The following is a 14,740-nucleotide window of genomic DNA, read 5'->3' as shown; positions in this document are numbered from 1 at the left end:
CCCTGAGCCTGTCGAAGGGCGTAGCGACACCTTAGGAGACCAGCGATGACCCTGACCGGTGGATGCCATTGCGGCGCGGTGCGCTACCAGATCGAGGGCGAGCCGATGCATGGCGGGCAGGCGCTGTGCCATTGCACCGATTGCCGCCGCTGCGCGGGTGCCCCGATGGTCGGCTGGGCGATGTATCCCGAAGATGCGCTGAGCGTGACGCAAGGGACGCCGCGCGAATATGCCTCGTCCGAAACCGGCCGCCGCTGGTTCTGTGAGACCTGCGGCACCGGCCTGTTTTATCGCAATGCCGTGAACCTGCCCGGACTCGTCGATATCCAGGCATCGACCCTTGACGATCCCGATGCGGTCCCGGCCGCCGCCCATATCCAGGTCGCCGATCGCGTCGGCTGGATGAAGGATGCGCACGGCCTTCCGGAGTTCGAGCGGTTTCCGGGCGGGGCATAGCCCGCGACTGTTCGATCGCTGTGACCGCGTCCGCACCGGGGAACCTACACGCCTCCGGCCCGGAGCGGTCCAGCGAACGATAGCGCCGGGACTTCTTCGCACCGATCCGCATCACACAGGCCAGGCTTCACCTGAGGCGTCGAAGCCAGCGCCGCATACGTCGGATCAGCAGTCGGGGAAGCCATTCCCGGGCCATGCTCGCGGAAGAGCGCTTTTCGCTGTCCGCGACGAACCGATAGAATGGCGGCTTCGCATCGAAAAAAATCTCGCGCGCGATATGAAGTTCCACATGCTGGAACAGCCCGGCGGACACGGCAATCTCGGGTCCGTCCTGGGGGCGGTGAAAGATGTGGGTTCCGCACCGTCCGCAAAAGCCGCGCTCGGCAAAGGCGGACGACCGATAGACGACGAGCGCATCGCCGCTGACGGTCGCTCCGGGAGCCTGGAGCGACATCCACGGTCCGCTATTCCACCTCAGGCAACTCGCGCAGTGACAGACACCGACATCGCACATCGCGCGCGGCAGACGAACGGAAACGGCACCGCACAAACATGCTCCGCTCCGCTCGTCCGTCCCCATCGCCCGCGCCATTCCAAGATACCCCCGGCCGATCGATAAGTCGGGACTTACCGCGTCTGCGGGGCCAGAGTCAGCCTGCTTCCGCCGCGGGCATCAGCGCATCGTCCTTCGCATTGGCCCGCTGCGCCGCCTCGCGGCCCTGCACCCGCGCGACAAACGCCACGAACGCGTCGCGCTTGGGAATCGTGCCGAACTGCGTTCCCCAGGAGAGATGCGCGCCGACATACAGGTCCGCCGCGGTGAAGTGATCCGCCGCCAGCCAGCCGTCGCCCGCCGCCTTCACCGCCGCCTCCAGCGTATCGATCGTCCGGTCGAAATTGCCGAAGCCCAGCATCCCCTGTTTCTGCGGGTCGGCGCCCGCGTCCCAACCCATCGCCTTGCTCGTCACCGCCTGTTCAAGCGGCCCGGCGGCGAAGAACAGCCAGCGATAATAGGCGCCCCGCGCCTCGACCGGCGGCGCCAGCCTTGCGGCGGGAAAGGCATCGGCGAGATAGGCGCAGATCGCCGCGCATTCGGTGACGACGACCCCGTCATGGTCGATTGTCGGCACCTTCCCCATCGGGTTCACCGCCAGAAATTCGGGCGATTTGTTCGCCCAATCTACGACGACTGTTTCATAATCGGCGCCGCTTTCCTCCAGCATCCAGCGGGCGATCCGCCCGCGCGACATGGGGTTGGTATAGAGCGTGAGCGTCATGGTCTTCCCTCCGAGTCGGGCAGGAACAGAGTAGGAACGATTGCCCTGCGCGGGTCAACCCCGCATCACAGCGTCTTGAATGTCTCCAGCAACCGGTTCCACGCCTTCTCGGCCTGGACCTGATTGTACACCTGGCTGTCAGGGGGGCACCAGCCGTGCATCGCGCCCTCATAGACCTCGATCTCGGCGGGAAGCCCGGCATCGGCGAATGCCTTGCGCACCAGCTCCTTCTCCTGCGGATTGCGCTTGTCGTCATTCTCCGCGACCGCGACCAGGAAGCGTGCCTTCATCTTGGGCACCAGCAAATGCGGGCTATCCGGCTTGTCAGTGGCCAGCCCGCCGCCATGGAAGGACGCCCCGCCCTTCACCCGGCCGGGCAGCGCCGCCGCGGTGCGCATCGTGAACGGGCCGCCCATGCAATAGCCGGTGGTTCCGACGCCGCGCTTCACATCGACCTCGGCCTGTTCATCGAGCCAGCCGATATAGGCCGCCGCGTCGCTGACCACCGCCTCGGGCGTCAGCAGCGCCCGCCATGGCCCGATCTTCGCGCGCACTGCGGGGTCGGCATAGCTTTCGCCCGGCTGGAGAAACTGACCCTTCACCGACCGGTAAAAGGGATTGACCGTCAGCACCGCATAGCCCGATTGCGCCAGCCGCTCGCCCATCTGGCGGAAGGCGGGGCGAATTCCCATCACGTCGGGCCACACCAGAACCGCCGGATGCTTGCCACTGCTCGGGGCGGCGAAATAGCCGTCTGCGGTGCCATGGGGCGTCGCGAACGTTACATCGCGGCCCTTAACCTCCTTGGCGTTGGCGGGCGCGGGCAGCAGGGCGGCAAGCCCGGCCGCGCCGGCCATCGCGCCGAACTCGCGCCGGGTCACGCCCTTCAGGAACTTCTCGTTATCGGCGTTGGTCAGATCATCGCACATCGCGTCGCTCTCCAGAATCGCGTCCCCGGCGGCGCAACGCTATCCCAGAGTCAGTTTCAGTTACACTGAAACCGCGCGGCACCGGCCCGCTCCCCCACCCGGCCACCCAAGCAGAGTATCCTAGATGGGTGGCCGGGTGGGGGAGCGGGCCGGTGCCGCTTCGGCGAAGCCGAACACTAGGTCTTCGCGCGAAACCACCACACTCCGTCGCGCACGTCGCGCGTCGCCCGTCCCTCGACCTCCAGCCGCCGCAGATGGGCCAGCGTCTCGCCGCTGGCGAGGCCGAGCATGTCGCCCTCGATCCTGCGCCGGAACATCCGCCCGAAACAATCGACCGCGCGGCGCGGTTCGGTGAGATGCGCATGGAGAATGTCGAGCCGCTTCAGATGCTCGTCGCGCAGCGCGGCGAGGCGGACATGCAGGCCGGTGAACGGCTCGCCATGGGCGGGCAGCACCAGCAGATCTGCGGGCAACTCCATCAGCCGGTCGATCGATGCCAGCCATTCGCCCAGCGGATCGGCTTCGGGCTCGCTCACCCCCAGCGATACGTTGGAGCTGATCCGCGGCAGCACCTGATCCCCGGCGATCAGCACGCCGTCGGCAGCGTTCCACAGACAAGCGTGCTCCGGGCAATGCCCCGATCCCACCACCACCTGCCATGTCGCGTCGCCGATCGCGAGCCGATCGCCATCGACGATCCGGCGATAGCCCAAAGGCAGCGGCGCGATCATCCGCCGCATCCGTCCAAAGCCCTTGCCGGACGCCTCGGCGATCTGTGCACCGTCCCACCCGGCGGCACGCCAGAATGCGATCTGCTCGTCCGGCACAGCGTCGCGGGCATCGGCGGTCAGCACGCGGATGGTCAGCCATTCGCCGCGCGTCATCCAGATCCGGGCGTCGAACTTGCGCGCCAGCCATCCGGCTAGCCCGGTGTGATCGGGATGGAAATGGGTACAGATCACCCGCCCCGGCGGCCGCTTCGCGAGCGGCTGCGCGTCGAAAAGCGCGCGCCATGCATCGACCGATGGATCGACGTTGAGGCCGGTATCGACGATCGTCGTCGTATCGCCATCGGCGAGCAGCCAACAATTGATATGGTCGAGCGGCCCCGCCATCGGGATGCGAACCCAGTCCACTCCACGCGCCACCGAAATCGCTTCCCCGACAGCGGGGGTACGTCCACCCAGCGGATAGGTCAGCCCGCGATGGCTGGTCGCGACGAAGCTCTCGTCCTGGCTCAGCGAAGCATCGGGTGAAAATGCGGGTTCGGCCATACCCGAACCATTGACGGCGCGGGACCCGCTTGTCGAGTCCACGCGCCGTTGGGATACCGTAACACCGAAAATCGGTGTGCGGTCAGCTCTTGAACAGGGTGTCGCGATCGTAATCGACCGCCGGTCCGCCCTCGCGCGACGCCGCCTCGCGCTCGGCACGCAACTGCTCGAGCAGCGCCTCGCGGTCGCCCTCCAGCCGTGCGTCGACGACTGGCGCCTCGATCCCTGCGGCCTTCGCCGCCTTCGCCACCGCCGCGTCCAGTTCGCGCTGGCTGGTCAGGCCCAGCGTCACCGGATCCTTCGGCACGATGTTGGCGATGTTCCAATGGGTGCGGTCGCGGATCGCGGCGATGGTCGTGCGGGTGGTGCCGATCAGCTTGCCGATCGCGCCGTCGCTGATCTCGGGATGGTTGCGGATGATCCAGGCGATGCCGTCGGGCTTGTCCTGACGCTTGCTTACCGGCGTGTAGCGCGGCCCCTTTGTGCGGCGCACCTGATCGGGGCCCTTGCTCATCTTCAGGCGGTAATCGGGGTCTGCCTGGCCCTTTTCGATTTCCTCCATCGTCAGCTCATGCGCGCGGACCGGATCGCGCCCGGTCAGCTTGGTCGCGGCGGTGTCGTCCGCGATCGCCTGAACCTCCAGAATGTGAAGGCCACAGAATTCGGCGATCTGATCGAACGAGAGCGCGGTATTGTCGACCAGCCAGGAAGCGGTCGCGTGCGGCATCAGCGGCTGGGCCACGTCAAAGTCTCCAGAAACAATAAGGGCCGCCCTCACCGGGCGGCCGATCACAGCACGTGATTTACGCGCATGGGGGTCGCGAGGCAAGCCTTTTGGCCCCATCGCCGCCGCCGGTTGCCCTGCCCGGCAAGGGAACCTAGACTCGGCTCGGGCGTCCTGACGCGCACCAACCGAAGAGTTTCAGAGAGGAGCATTCATGAAACGAGTCTTTCTTCCCCTCGCCGCAGTTGCGGCGCTCGGCCTCGCCGCATGTAGCGACAAGGCGCAAAACGAGACTGCCGAGGCCGCCGAAGCGATTGGCGCCGATGCGAATGCGACGATGAGCGAGGCCGCCGACGACGTCGAAGCCGCGACCGACAGCGCGCTGGGCGCCGCCGAAAACGCCGCCGACAGCACCGGCGATGCGATCGAGCAAGAGGCGTCGGATGTCGGCAACGCCGCCGACGCCGCCGAGGACGAACTCGACAAGTAAATCCGGCCGGGGTCGCCCGCCGGGCGGCCCCGACCAGCCCTGGGGGGGCCATGCGCGCTTATCTGATGCTGCCGCTGCTCGCGCTTGCGGCCTGCAATGCCACCGACGACACGACCGGCGTCACCGCCGGGGAAGCCGCCGAACTCAACCAGGCCGCCGACACGCTCGACATCAACGCCACCGATCCGGATCCGCAGGACGCCGACTCCACGCCCGAATGACGGGACGCGCCGGACCCGCTTGACGACGCTCGCGGGCGGTGAAAGCCTCGTGCGTGCGCGTTGTGCGCGTCCGGAGGCCGTGATGAACCAAGTCGCTGCGTATCGCGATCGGGGCTATGCCATCGTTCGGGGCGTTTTCTCAAAAGACGAAATCAAACGGATCGGCGAAGCAATCGATGCCGTCCATGCCGAGGGGGTCGCGCATGGCCGCCCGTTCCGCCACGGCAACCTGTTCTACAACGTCCGCGCTGGCGAGGACGGCACGCCGATCGTGCCGATGGTACAATGGCCGTCCTATCACAACCGGGTGCTCGATTCGGTGCGCCTCGACCCGCGCTGGCTCGACCTGCTCGCCCCGCTGATCGGGACCGACCTCAAGCAGATCATCAACCAGCTTCACTGGAAGGCGCCGGGGTCGAAGGGAGATTTCGCCTGGCATCAGGATTCGCGTTTCCGCAAACCCGATGCGGCCTATCGCAACCTGGGGGAGTCCTACATCCAGACCGGCCTCGCGATCGATCAACACACCCGGGCGAGCGGGGCGATGCGGATGATCCCCAACAGCCACCGCGCCGGTCCGCTCGCGCTCGACACCTCGACCGAGGTGCTGGGGACCGAGATGAGCGACGACTGGCTGCGCGACGCCGGGATCGACCCCGCCGATGTGATCGATCTGGAGATGGAACCGGGCGATATCGCGATGTGGAACCCCTATCTGGTCCATGGATCGGGTCGGAACAGTGCCGATCACCAACGCCGCCTCTACATCAACGGCTATGTCCGCGCGCAGGATTGCGACCGCGGCGAATGGGCATTCCGCGACGGCAAGCCGGTCCCGCTCGGCCCGGAGCCCGTGCTGGTCCATTACGAGGCGCTGCACGAAAATCCCGAACCGCATTATGTTTAGAATCGCGCTCAGCTGCGCTGAAGCGGCACCGGCCCGCTCCCCCACCCGGCCACCCATAGAATACACTGTCGTTGGGTGGCCGGATGGGGGAGCGGGCCGGTACCGCCTTGCTAAATCGGCATAGCGCGATGCGCCTGCGCCAGTTCGAGATTTTCCACGCGGTCTATGTCCATGGGACGATCAGCGCGGCGGCGCGCGCGCTCGGCGTGTCGCAGCCATCGGTGTCGAAGACGCTGCACCATGCCGAGGACAATCTCGGCTTTCGCCTGTTCCAGCTGTCACGCGGGCGACTGGTCCCGACCGACGAGGCACATGCACTGATGCGCGAGGCGGGCGACGTGTTCGACCGGCTGAATACGCTGCAACAAACCGCGCGCAACCTCTCGCATTCGGGCGGCGGGCATATCCGGCTCGGTATCGTCCCCAGCCTCGCGCTCGACATCGTGCCCCAGGCGATGGCGCAGTTCCGCCGCGACTGGCCGCGCGTGACGTTCGAGGTGCATACCCATCATCACGACGATCTCGTCCGATCGCTGATCGAGCGCGAACTCGATCTCGCCATCGCCTATACCCCGCCCCCGCATCCGCGTCTGACCCGTCAGGTGCTGGCCGAGGGCGAACTGGTGGTTCAATTCCCGGAAGGCGAATTTCCCAACCCCGGTCCGCGCTTCCCGCTGGAGCTGCTCGCCGACCGCGACGTGATCGGCGTCGCCGCCGCCGGGCCGATCGGCGCCGTGCTGACCGAGGCGGCGCGCACGCGCGGCATCGCGTTCCGTGAATCGGTGTCGGTACAGACGTTCTTCATCGCTGCGCGGCTCGCCCAGCTTGAGCGCGGGATTACCGTGATCGACGAATTCACCGCCCGCGCCTGGCGCGCACCAGGCTTTACCGCGCTGCCCACCAACCCGCCGCTGCGCTTCACCATTTCCTGGGCGACGCTGGAGGAGCGCCAGCCGTCTCGCGCCGCGCGCCAGTTCCTGCGCACGCTCGAGCAGGTTCTGGTCGAGAATCGCGAAAAAGCATAGACTGAAGTTATACCCATCGACGGATTCGACGATTTTCTTGCGCCCGGCGCACGATAGCTTCTCCGAACGCGCCGCGATTGACATTCTCGTGCACCGCGCGTCGGGGGAGACAGGTTCTGATTACGCGCCGCACTATTGCGAAGGACCGGACATGACCGCGTCTCAGGACGTGATCGTGCTGGGCGCTGGCGTGGTCGGCATGGCGACCGCGCTGACGCTTGCCGATCGCGGTCATCGCGTGACGGTGATCGATGCGGCGCAGGGACCCGGCCTCGGCACCTCCTTCGCCAATGGCGCGCAGCTCAGCTATGCCTATACCGATGCGCTGGCGAGCCCCGCCACCGTGGCGCAAGTGCCGCGCCTTTTGCTCGGTCTCGACAACGCGTTGCGCTTTCACCTGCGTCTCGATCCCGATTTCCTGATGTGGAGCCTCGCCTTTCTGCGCAACGGATCGGCAGCACGGTTCCGCCGCAACACGATCGCTGGCCTCGAACTTGCCGCCCGGTCGCGGGTTGCGCTTCAGGCGCTGACGGCGCGCCACGGCCTCGACTACGGCCATGGCGTTCCCGGCAAGATTCACCTCTACCGCTCGCACGCCTCGTTAACGATGGCGCGCGAGATGATGGCGCTCAAACAATCGAACGGCATCGCCCAGACCTTGCTCGACCCCGATGGCGCGGTCGCGCTCGAACCGATGCTGGCGCCGGTGCGCGGTGCGATCGTCGGCGCGCTCCACACTGCGGGCGAGGAGGTGGGCGATCCGCACCGCTTCTGCGTAAGCGCGCATGAAGCACTGATGCGCGCAGGCGGCAGCGCCTGTTTCGACACTGAGGTCGCGACGCTTTCGGCCAATGGTGCGCGTCCGGCGATCGTTACGCGCGACGGCAGCCGGATTGCTGCCGACCGGATCGTGATTGCCGCCGGGGTCGATGCGCCGCGCCTGTCACGCCAGCTGGGCGTGCGGCTGCCGGTGCAGCCGATGAAGGGCTATTCGATCACCGCGCCGCCCGGCGCTGCGGCGCCCAGCGTCAGCATCACCGATGTTGCCAACCGCGTCGTCTTCGCCCGGCTGGGCAACCGGATGCGGATTGCGGGCCTTGCAGAATTGGGCAATCGGGACACGCGCGTCGATCCCAAGCGGCTCGGGGCGTTGGTCGAAAGCGCGCGCGCTGCACTGCCCGATGCGGCAGATTATGACGCGATCGAATCGAGCTGGGCGGGTCTGCGCCCGATGACGCCCGATTCGCTGCCGATCACGCGGACCATCGCGCCCGGCGTGATCGCGAACAGCGGCCATGGTGCGCTGGGCTGGACCTATGCCGCGGGCTCGGCAGAGCGCGTCGCCGAACTGGTCGAGGAGAGAGGCTGAAGGCGCACAGACGTCCGGCCAAATACAACTGGGACTTCAGGGAAGGGTAGACACATGAAAACAATCCGGATTGCCAGCTTGATGGGGAGCATCTCGCTCCTAGCCACCGCCACCGCCGCCATGGCGCAGGACTTGCCGCAGACTGCGGACTCCGCCCAGCCACCGGCCGAGGAAGAAGTCGTCATCATCGGCTCGCAGATCAAGGGCGCCGACGTCGCGGGGGCACTGCCTACCGTCGTCCTCAATGAGGAGGATATCGCCGCGGTCGCCGCGACCAGCGGTGACGACCTGTTTCGCGCCATTCCCCAGGCGGGCGACGTCGCCTTCAACGAAAGCCGCGATGCGGGCGGCATCAACGATGCGCGCGGCGATACCGCATCGATCAACCTGCGCGCGCTGGGCACCGGCAACACGCTGGTTCTGCTCAACGGCCGTCGCATGGTCCTGCACCCCGGCACCCAGAGCGAGAATCTGGTGCCGGTGCAGAGCGTCAACACGAATGCCATCCCGGTGATGGGCGTCCGCCGTCTCGAAGTGCTGCTCGACGGCGCCGCCGCGATTTACGGCTCGGACGCCGTCGCGGGCGTCATCAACACCGTGCTCAAGGACAATGTGAAGGGGGTGCGCACCACCGGCGAACTCAGCTTCACCGACAATTCGGGCCAGCTCGAATATGAGTTCGCGTTCGAGGCGGGCCACAGCTTCAACGGTGGCATGTCGAACATCTCGCTGTTCGGCTCGTACAACCACCGCGACCCGCTGTTCGCGCGCGAGCGCCGCAATTCGCGCTCGGCCGACATGCGCCCGCTGTTCGCCGGGACCCAATGGGAAGGCGACAGCGATTTCGACAACACCTCGGTCGACGGCATGTGGGGCGAATTCTATCGCCTGACCAACAGCTATGCCCGCTCGACCACCGTCGCGCGCGTCAACGGCACCGCGCTGACCAGCAGCGGCGCCTTCCACATTCAGCCGGACACCAATGACGGCTGCATCGCACCCACCCAATATGCCGGGACCTGCTGGGACAACAGCACGTTGTCCACGCTGTCGACCGACAACAATCTAAAATATGACGTCAATACCGAACGCTCGATCCTGGGCCGCAACGATCGCATCAACCTGTTCGGTTTCTTCAACCATGATTTCGGCACCGGCATCGAACTGTTCGCGGAGGCCGGCTGGTATCGCGCGGACTTCGAAACCTATCGCGACCAGGAAACGCCGCTCTCCAACCAGCGGCTGATCATCCCGGCGAATGGCTATTGGAACCCGTTCGGCCCGGTCGGCAGCCCCAACCGCATCCCCGGCCTGACCGGCGTGTCCGACAGCGGAGTGCCGATCGAACTCAATGACTATCGTCCCGTCGATGCCGGGCCGATGCGGATCAATGTGCGCAACGACACGCTCCGCTTCGTCGGCGGCGCGCGCGGCGAGTTGCTGGGCATCGATTTCGATTCGGCGCTGCTCTATTCGCGCGCGCGCACCAACGACACCATGTACCAGCCGAGCATGACGCTGTTCCAGGAAGTGCTCTCGCGCACCGACGCCAGCGCCTATAACCCGTTCAACGGCGGCGATCCCCTCAACCCGGGCCGTTATGACAGCACGGGCAATCCGCAGAGCGTGATCGACGAGTTCATGGTCGATGTCTCCCGCATCAGTACGACCGAGCTGATGATGGCGGATCTGAAACTGTCCAAGAACGACCTCTTCACCCTGCCCGGCGGTCGCGTCGGCATGGCGACGGGCGTCGAGTTCCGCCGCGAAACCTTTGCCGACGACCGCGATGACCGGCTCGACGGCACCGTGTTCTTCACCGCTCTGGACGGGTCGAGCAACGGCTCCGACGTCATGGGCGCCAGCCCGACACCCGACAGCTCCGGCGCGCGCAACACCGTGTCGGCCTATCTGGAGTTTGCGGTGCCTTTGGTCGCGCCCGACATGAACGTGCCGCTGATCCGCTCGCTCGACCTGCAGCTTGCCGGCCGGATGGAGGCGTATCAGGGCTTCAACACCGTCGCCAAGCCGAAGGTGGCGCTGTCCTGGTATCCCTTTGCCAACTTCCAGCTGCGCGGCAGCTGGTCGCAGGGCTTCCGCGCGCCGAACCTGCCGCAGCTGTTCGAAAACGGCATTCAGCGCGCCAACAGCCGCACCGACTGGATCCGCTGCGAAGCCGATCTGCGCGCCGGACGCATCGCGAACTTCGACGATTGCGCCCAGGGCCAGTCGATCGTGTCGAACCGTTCGGGCAGCCAGGATCTTCGTCCTGAAGAATCCGACAACCTGTCGCTCGGCGCCACCTATCAGCTCAACATGGGCGGCGCGGGCCGCCTGACGCTGACCGCCGATTATTGGGAAATCCGTCAGAAGGACGTGATCGGCATCTTCGGTGACAGCAACGCCCTGATCCTGGACTATCTGCTCCGGCTCCAGGGCTCGTCCAACCCGAACGTCCAGCGCGTCGCCCCGTCGGCGCAGGACATTCTCGACTTTGCCGGGACCGGCATCGAACCGGTGGGCGACGTCATCCAGGTGATCGACAACTACACCAACCTCACGCCCCGCACGGTGCGCGGCTTCGACCTCGGCCTCTATTACCAGCTCCGCAACACCGGCATCGGCAATTTCACGCTCCGCGTGAACGCCGCGCGGCTGCTGGAATTCTATCAGGTCCCCGGCCCGCTTCAGCAAGCGCTGCTCGACGGGCAGGCGTCGGGCGCGATCGACCCGACGATCAACATCGTCGGCGCGGAAGACCTGATCGAGGAGAATGGCCGTCCCAAATGGCGCGGGACCGCCAGCCTCACCTGGCGCTATGGCCAGTTCGGCGCGGGCTGGTACACCAGCTATGTCGGCCCCGTGAACGACACCTCCGCCTCACTGGCTGACGGCACCCGCTTCCGCGTCGACGATCACATGATCCACAGCCTGTATCTTCAGGTCGATGCCGAGGGCGGCCTGCTCGACAATACCCGGTTGCGGATCGGCGCACGGAATATCTTCAACCGCCTCGCGCCGCTCGCGGACAGCAGCAACGGCTATATCGGCGACCTCTACAGCAATCGCGGTCGCCAGGTGTATTTCCAGCTGACCAAGAAGTTCTGATGCGCCTCGCCGTCCGCGTTCTGGCGGCGCCGCTCCTGCTCATCCCCCTTGGGGCTGGGCAGGACCCGGCGACCGCCCCCCGCACGATCGATCTGGTCATCACCAATGGCCAGGTCATCGACGGAACCGGCACCCCTGCGGAGGTGGCGGAGATCGGCGTGGACGGCGACCGCATCCTCTATATCGGCCAGCGTCCGCGCGGGATCACCGCGCGGCGCACCATCGATGCGCGGGGCCTCACCGTCACCCCGGGCTTCATCGATCCGCACACGCATAGCGGCCCCGACGCCCGCGCGCCCGATGCAGCAAGGCGCCAACTCGCCAACCATTTGCTGCAAGGCGTGACCAGCATCGCCATAGGCAATGACGGCGGCGGAGAGGCTGACATCGCCGGCCTGTTCGCGCGCCTCACCGCCAACCCGACCGGCCCCAATGTCGCCAGCTTCACCGGCTTCGGCACGATCCGGCTGCAAGTCGTCGGCAACCGCGACCGCGCGCCCACAGCCGCAGAGCTGGAAACCATGAAGGCTCACACCGCCCGCGCCATGTGCGATGGTGCGCTCGGCCTGTCCGCCGGACTCTATTATGCGCCGCAAAGCTTTGCGCAGACGCAAGAGGTCGCCGCGCTCGCCGCAATCGCCGGTCGCCACGACGGCATCTACGAAACCCATTTGCGCGACGAGGGCAGCGCCAGCATCGGCCTGATCCCCGCAATCGACGAAGCGATCGCCATCGCCCGCAATGGCGGGCTTCCGCTCCACATCGCCCACATCAAGGCGCTCGGCGCGGACGTCCAGGGCATGGCCCCGAAAGTCATCGCCCATATCGCCACGGCGCAGAAATCCGGCGTCGCCATCACTGCGGACCAATATCCCTGGGAAGCCTCCAGCACCTCGCTCGCCGCCGCGCTCGTTCCCCGCTGGGCGCAGGACGGCGGGGCGCCCGCGATGGTCGCGAACCTCAGGACTCTCACCCCCCGCTTGCGCACCGGCATGGCCGAGCAACTGCGTATCCGCGGCGGCGCCAACGCGATCCTGCTGGTGCGCGGGCCGTACAAAGGCCTGCGGCTCGACGCCCTCGCTACGCGGTGGAAGCTCGCCCCTCTCGACGCCGCCGCGCGAATCCTGATCGCCGATCCCGGCGCCAGCATCGCCAGCTTCAACATGACCGAGCAGGACATCGACGCGTTCGCTCGGCAACCCTGGGTCGTCACGTCTTCGGACGCCACCAACGGCCACCCGCGGCGCATGGGCAGCTTCGCCCGCGGCTGGCGCCTGTTCGTCCGCGACAAGAAGCTGATGACCCCCGAACGCTTCGTGCAGCGCTCGTCGGCACAGACTGCCGCGATCCTCGGCCTGCCCGATCGCGGCATCCTCGCCCCCGGCAAGTTCGCGGACATCGCGATTCTCGATTCCGCCAGCTACGCCGAACGCGCCACCTATGACCGGCCCGACATACCAAGCACGGGCGTCCGCTATGTGCTGGTCAACGGCCGCCTTGCCGTGGACAAGGGCAAGCTGACCGGCGCCCTCGCCGGACGCCCGCTGGCCAAACCGCGCCAACCCGAATGGAATTGCCCCGCATGACCGATACGATCGCTCCCGACACACCCGAGACCCCCGAACGACGCGGCCCCGTCCGCCGCGCATTCGGCTGGTGGTTCGGCATCTCCCTGTGGAAGCGCATCCTCGCCGCCCTCGTCCTCGGTGCGGCGGTGGGCGTCGCCTGGGGTGAGGGCGCGACGTCCATCGGCTGGATCGGTACCGCATTCGTCCGGCTGATCCGGATGCTCGTCGTGCCGCTCGTCTTTCTGACGATCGCGTCGGGCGTCGCCGCGCTCGCCGATCCGAAGCGGCTCGGCAGCATCGGCGTCAAGACGCTGGCGATGTACGTCTTCACCACCGCACTCGCCGTCACCACCGGCCTGGTCGTCGCGACGTTGATCGCACCGGGCCTCGGCGCCAGCTTCGCGGGCGCGATCCCCAAGGCGATGGGCACCCCGCCCGATACTGCGCAGATGTTCATGGAGATCATTCCCGACAATCCGATCGGTGCGATGGCTGAGGGCAAGACGCTCGCGGTGATCTTCTTCGCGATTCTGGTCGGCGCGGGCGTGATCGCAGCTGGCAAGGGCGCCGAACCGGTCCGCCAGTTTCTCAACGCCGGGTCGGAGGTCATGCTCCGCATCGTCGGCTTCGTCATGGAAACCGCGCCCTTCGGCGTGTTCGCGCTGATCGCGGTGGTGATGGGCACCACCGGCCCGTCCAGCTTCATCGCGGTGCTCAAGCTCGGCCTGTGCGTCGTGGTCGGGTCGGCGATCGTCACGCTGCTGGTCCACGGCCTGATCGTGGTGCGCCTGATGGCCTGGCTCTCGCCGCTCCCCTTCTTCCGCGGCATCGCCGATGCGATCATGGTGGGCTTCTCGACCTCGTCGAGCTCCGCCACCCTCCCCGTCGCAATCCGCGTGGCGGAGCGCAACCTCGGCGTCTCGCCCCCGGTCGCCTCGACCGTGCTGCCATTGGGCGCCACCATCGGCATGGACGGCGCGGCGATGTATGTCGCGATGCTGACGCTCTTCTCCGCCCAGGCGTTCGGCGTCGACCTGTCGATGGCCGACTATCTGGTGATCGCCGCCACGACGACGATCGTCGCGATGGGCGTCGCACCCGTTCCCTCGGGATCGCTCTTCGTGCTCGCCGCCGTGCTCCACGCGATCGGCATCACGCCCGAGCAGACCGCGATCGTCGTCGGCTTCATCCTGCCGTTCGACCGCATTCTCGACATGATTCGCACCATTCCCAACGTCACCTCCGACCTCTCGATCGCCACCGCCGTCGCGCGGTGGGAGGGGGAGATGGACGTGGCGCGCTACACTTCGGCCGATGATGTCTGAGTCTTTCCACGTCACCCCCGCGAAAGCGGGGGCCCATCTCCCGCACTGTCCAGCTTCCGGCGGATTC

Annotated in this window: 14 protein-coding genes; 9 read left to right on the top strand and 5 right to left on the bottom strand. The window is 66.8% G+C overall.

The window, feature by feature from the left end:
* Positions 1-45 precede the first annotated feature (45 nt).
* Complete coding sequence (locus tag FPZ54_RS18815; RefSeq protein WP_145849333.1) at positions 46-456, top strand: GFA family protein; 411 nt, start codon at positions 46-48, stop codon at positions 454-456.
* A gap of 127 nt (positions 457-583) precedes the next feature.
* On the opposite strand, the gene FPZ54_RS18810 is transcribed toward FPZ54_RS18815, so the two are convergent.
* From FPZ54_RS18810 to FPZ54_RS18790, 5 genes are all read right to left on the bottom strand, one after another.
* Complete coding sequence (locus tag FPZ54_RS18810; RefSeq protein ID WP_479685471.1) at positions 584-1,036, bottom strand: GFA family protein; 453 nt, start codon at positions 1,034-1,036, stop codon at positions 584-586.
* A gap of 70 nt (positions 1,037-1,106) precedes the next feature.
* Complete coding sequence (locus tag FPZ54_RS18805; protein WP_145849331.1) at positions 1,107-1,733, bottom strand: glutathione S-transferase family protein; 627 nt, start codon at positions 1,731-1,733, stop codon at positions 1,107-1,109.
* Positions 1,734-1,798: 65 nt separating this feature from the next.
* Positions 1,799-2,662 (bottom strand): dienelactone hydrolase family protein, encoded by an 864-nt coding sequence (locus FPZ54_RS18800; protein WP_145849330.1) that lies wholly within the window; start codon positions 2,660-2,662, stop codon positions 1,799-1,801.
* 176 nt (positions 2,663-2,838) lie between these two features.
* Entirely contained in the window at positions 2,839-3,936 is a 1,098-nt protein-coding gene (locus FPZ54_RS18795) for an MBL fold metallo-hydrolase (RefSeq protein ID WP_145849329.1), read from the bottom strand.
* Between the two features lie 82 nt (positions 3,937-4,018).
* Entirely contained in the window at positions 4,019-4,663 is a 645-nt protein-coding gene (locus FPZ54_RS18790; protein WP_145850050.1) for a DUF1013 domain-containing protein, read from the bottom strand.
* A 211-nt stretch (positions 4,664-4,874) separates the two neighbouring features.
* On the opposite strand from FPZ54_RS18790, the gene FPZ54_RS18785 reads away from it, so the two are divergent.
* The 8 genes from FPZ54_RS18785 (at position 4,875) to FPZ54_RS18755 (ending at position 14,673) form a co-directional block, all read left to right on the top strand.
* Positions 4,875-5,150 (top strand): hypothetical protein, encoded by a 276-nt coding sequence (locus tag FPZ54_RS18785; protein WP_145849328.1) that lies wholly within the window; start codon positions 4,875-4,877, stop codon positions 5,148-5,150.
* Positions 5,151-5,200: 50 nt separating this feature from the next.
* Complete coding sequence (locus tag FPZ54_RS19990) at positions 5,201-5,371, top strand: hypothetical protein (RefSeq protein ID WP_186456841.1); 171 nt, start codon at positions 5,201-5,203, stop codon at positions 5,369-5,371.
* An 82-nt stretch (positions 5,372-5,453) separates the two neighbouring features.
* Entirely contained in the window at positions 5,454-6,278 is an 825-nt protein-coding gene (locus FPZ54_RS18780; RefSeq protein WP_186456840.1) for a phytanoyl-CoA dioxygenase family protein, read from the top strand.
* 128 nt (positions 6,279-6,406) lie between these two features.
* Positions 6,407-7,303, top strand: a complete 897-nt coding sequence (locus FPZ54_RS18775) for a LysR family transcriptional regulator (protein ID WP_186456839.1) — start codon at positions 6,407-6,409, stop codon at positions 7,301-7,303.
* A 151-nt stretch (positions 7,304-7,454) separates the two neighbouring features.
* Positions 7,455-8,672, top strand: coding sequence for an FAD-dependent oxidoreductase (locus FPZ54_RS18770; RefSeq protein ID WP_145849325.1), 1,218 nt, complete (start codon positions 7,455-7,457; stop codon positions 8,670-8,672).
* A 54-nt stretch (positions 8,673-8,726) separates the two neighbouring features.
* On the top strand, positions 8,727-11,780 hold the full coding sequence (locus FPZ54_RS18765) for a TonB-dependent receptor domain-containing protein (RefSeq protein WP_145849324.1): 3,054 nt from the start codon (positions 8,727-8,729) through the stop codon (positions 11,778-11,780).
* Positions 11,780-13,366 (top strand): N-acyl-D-amino-acid deacylase family protein, encoded by a 1,587-nt coding sequence (locus FPZ54_RS18760; RefSeq protein WP_145849323.1) that lies wholly within the window; start codon positions 11,780-11,782, stop codon positions 13,364-13,366. Before FPZ54_RS18765 ends, FPZ54_RS18760 begins: the two co-directional genes overlap by 1 nt.
* A complete protein-coding gene (locus FPZ54_RS18755) occupies positions 13,363-14,673 on the top strand; it encodes a dicarboxylate/amino acid:cation symporter (protein WP_145849322.1) in 1,311 nt (436 codons plus the stop codon). Before FPZ54_RS18760 ends, FPZ54_RS18755 begins: the two co-directional genes overlap by 4 nt.
* The last annotated feature ends 67 nt before the right edge of the window (positions 14,674-14,740 follow it).

It is taken from the genome of Sphingomonas suaedae (assembly GCF_007833215.1).
Classification (GTDB): domain Bacteria; phylum Pseudomonadota; class Alphaproteobacteria; order Sphingomonadales; family Sphingomonadaceae; genus Sphingomonas; species Sphingomonas suaedae.
Note: the sequence above shows the minus strand (reverse complement) of the source record. Positions and strands in the feature narration are given on the sequence as shown.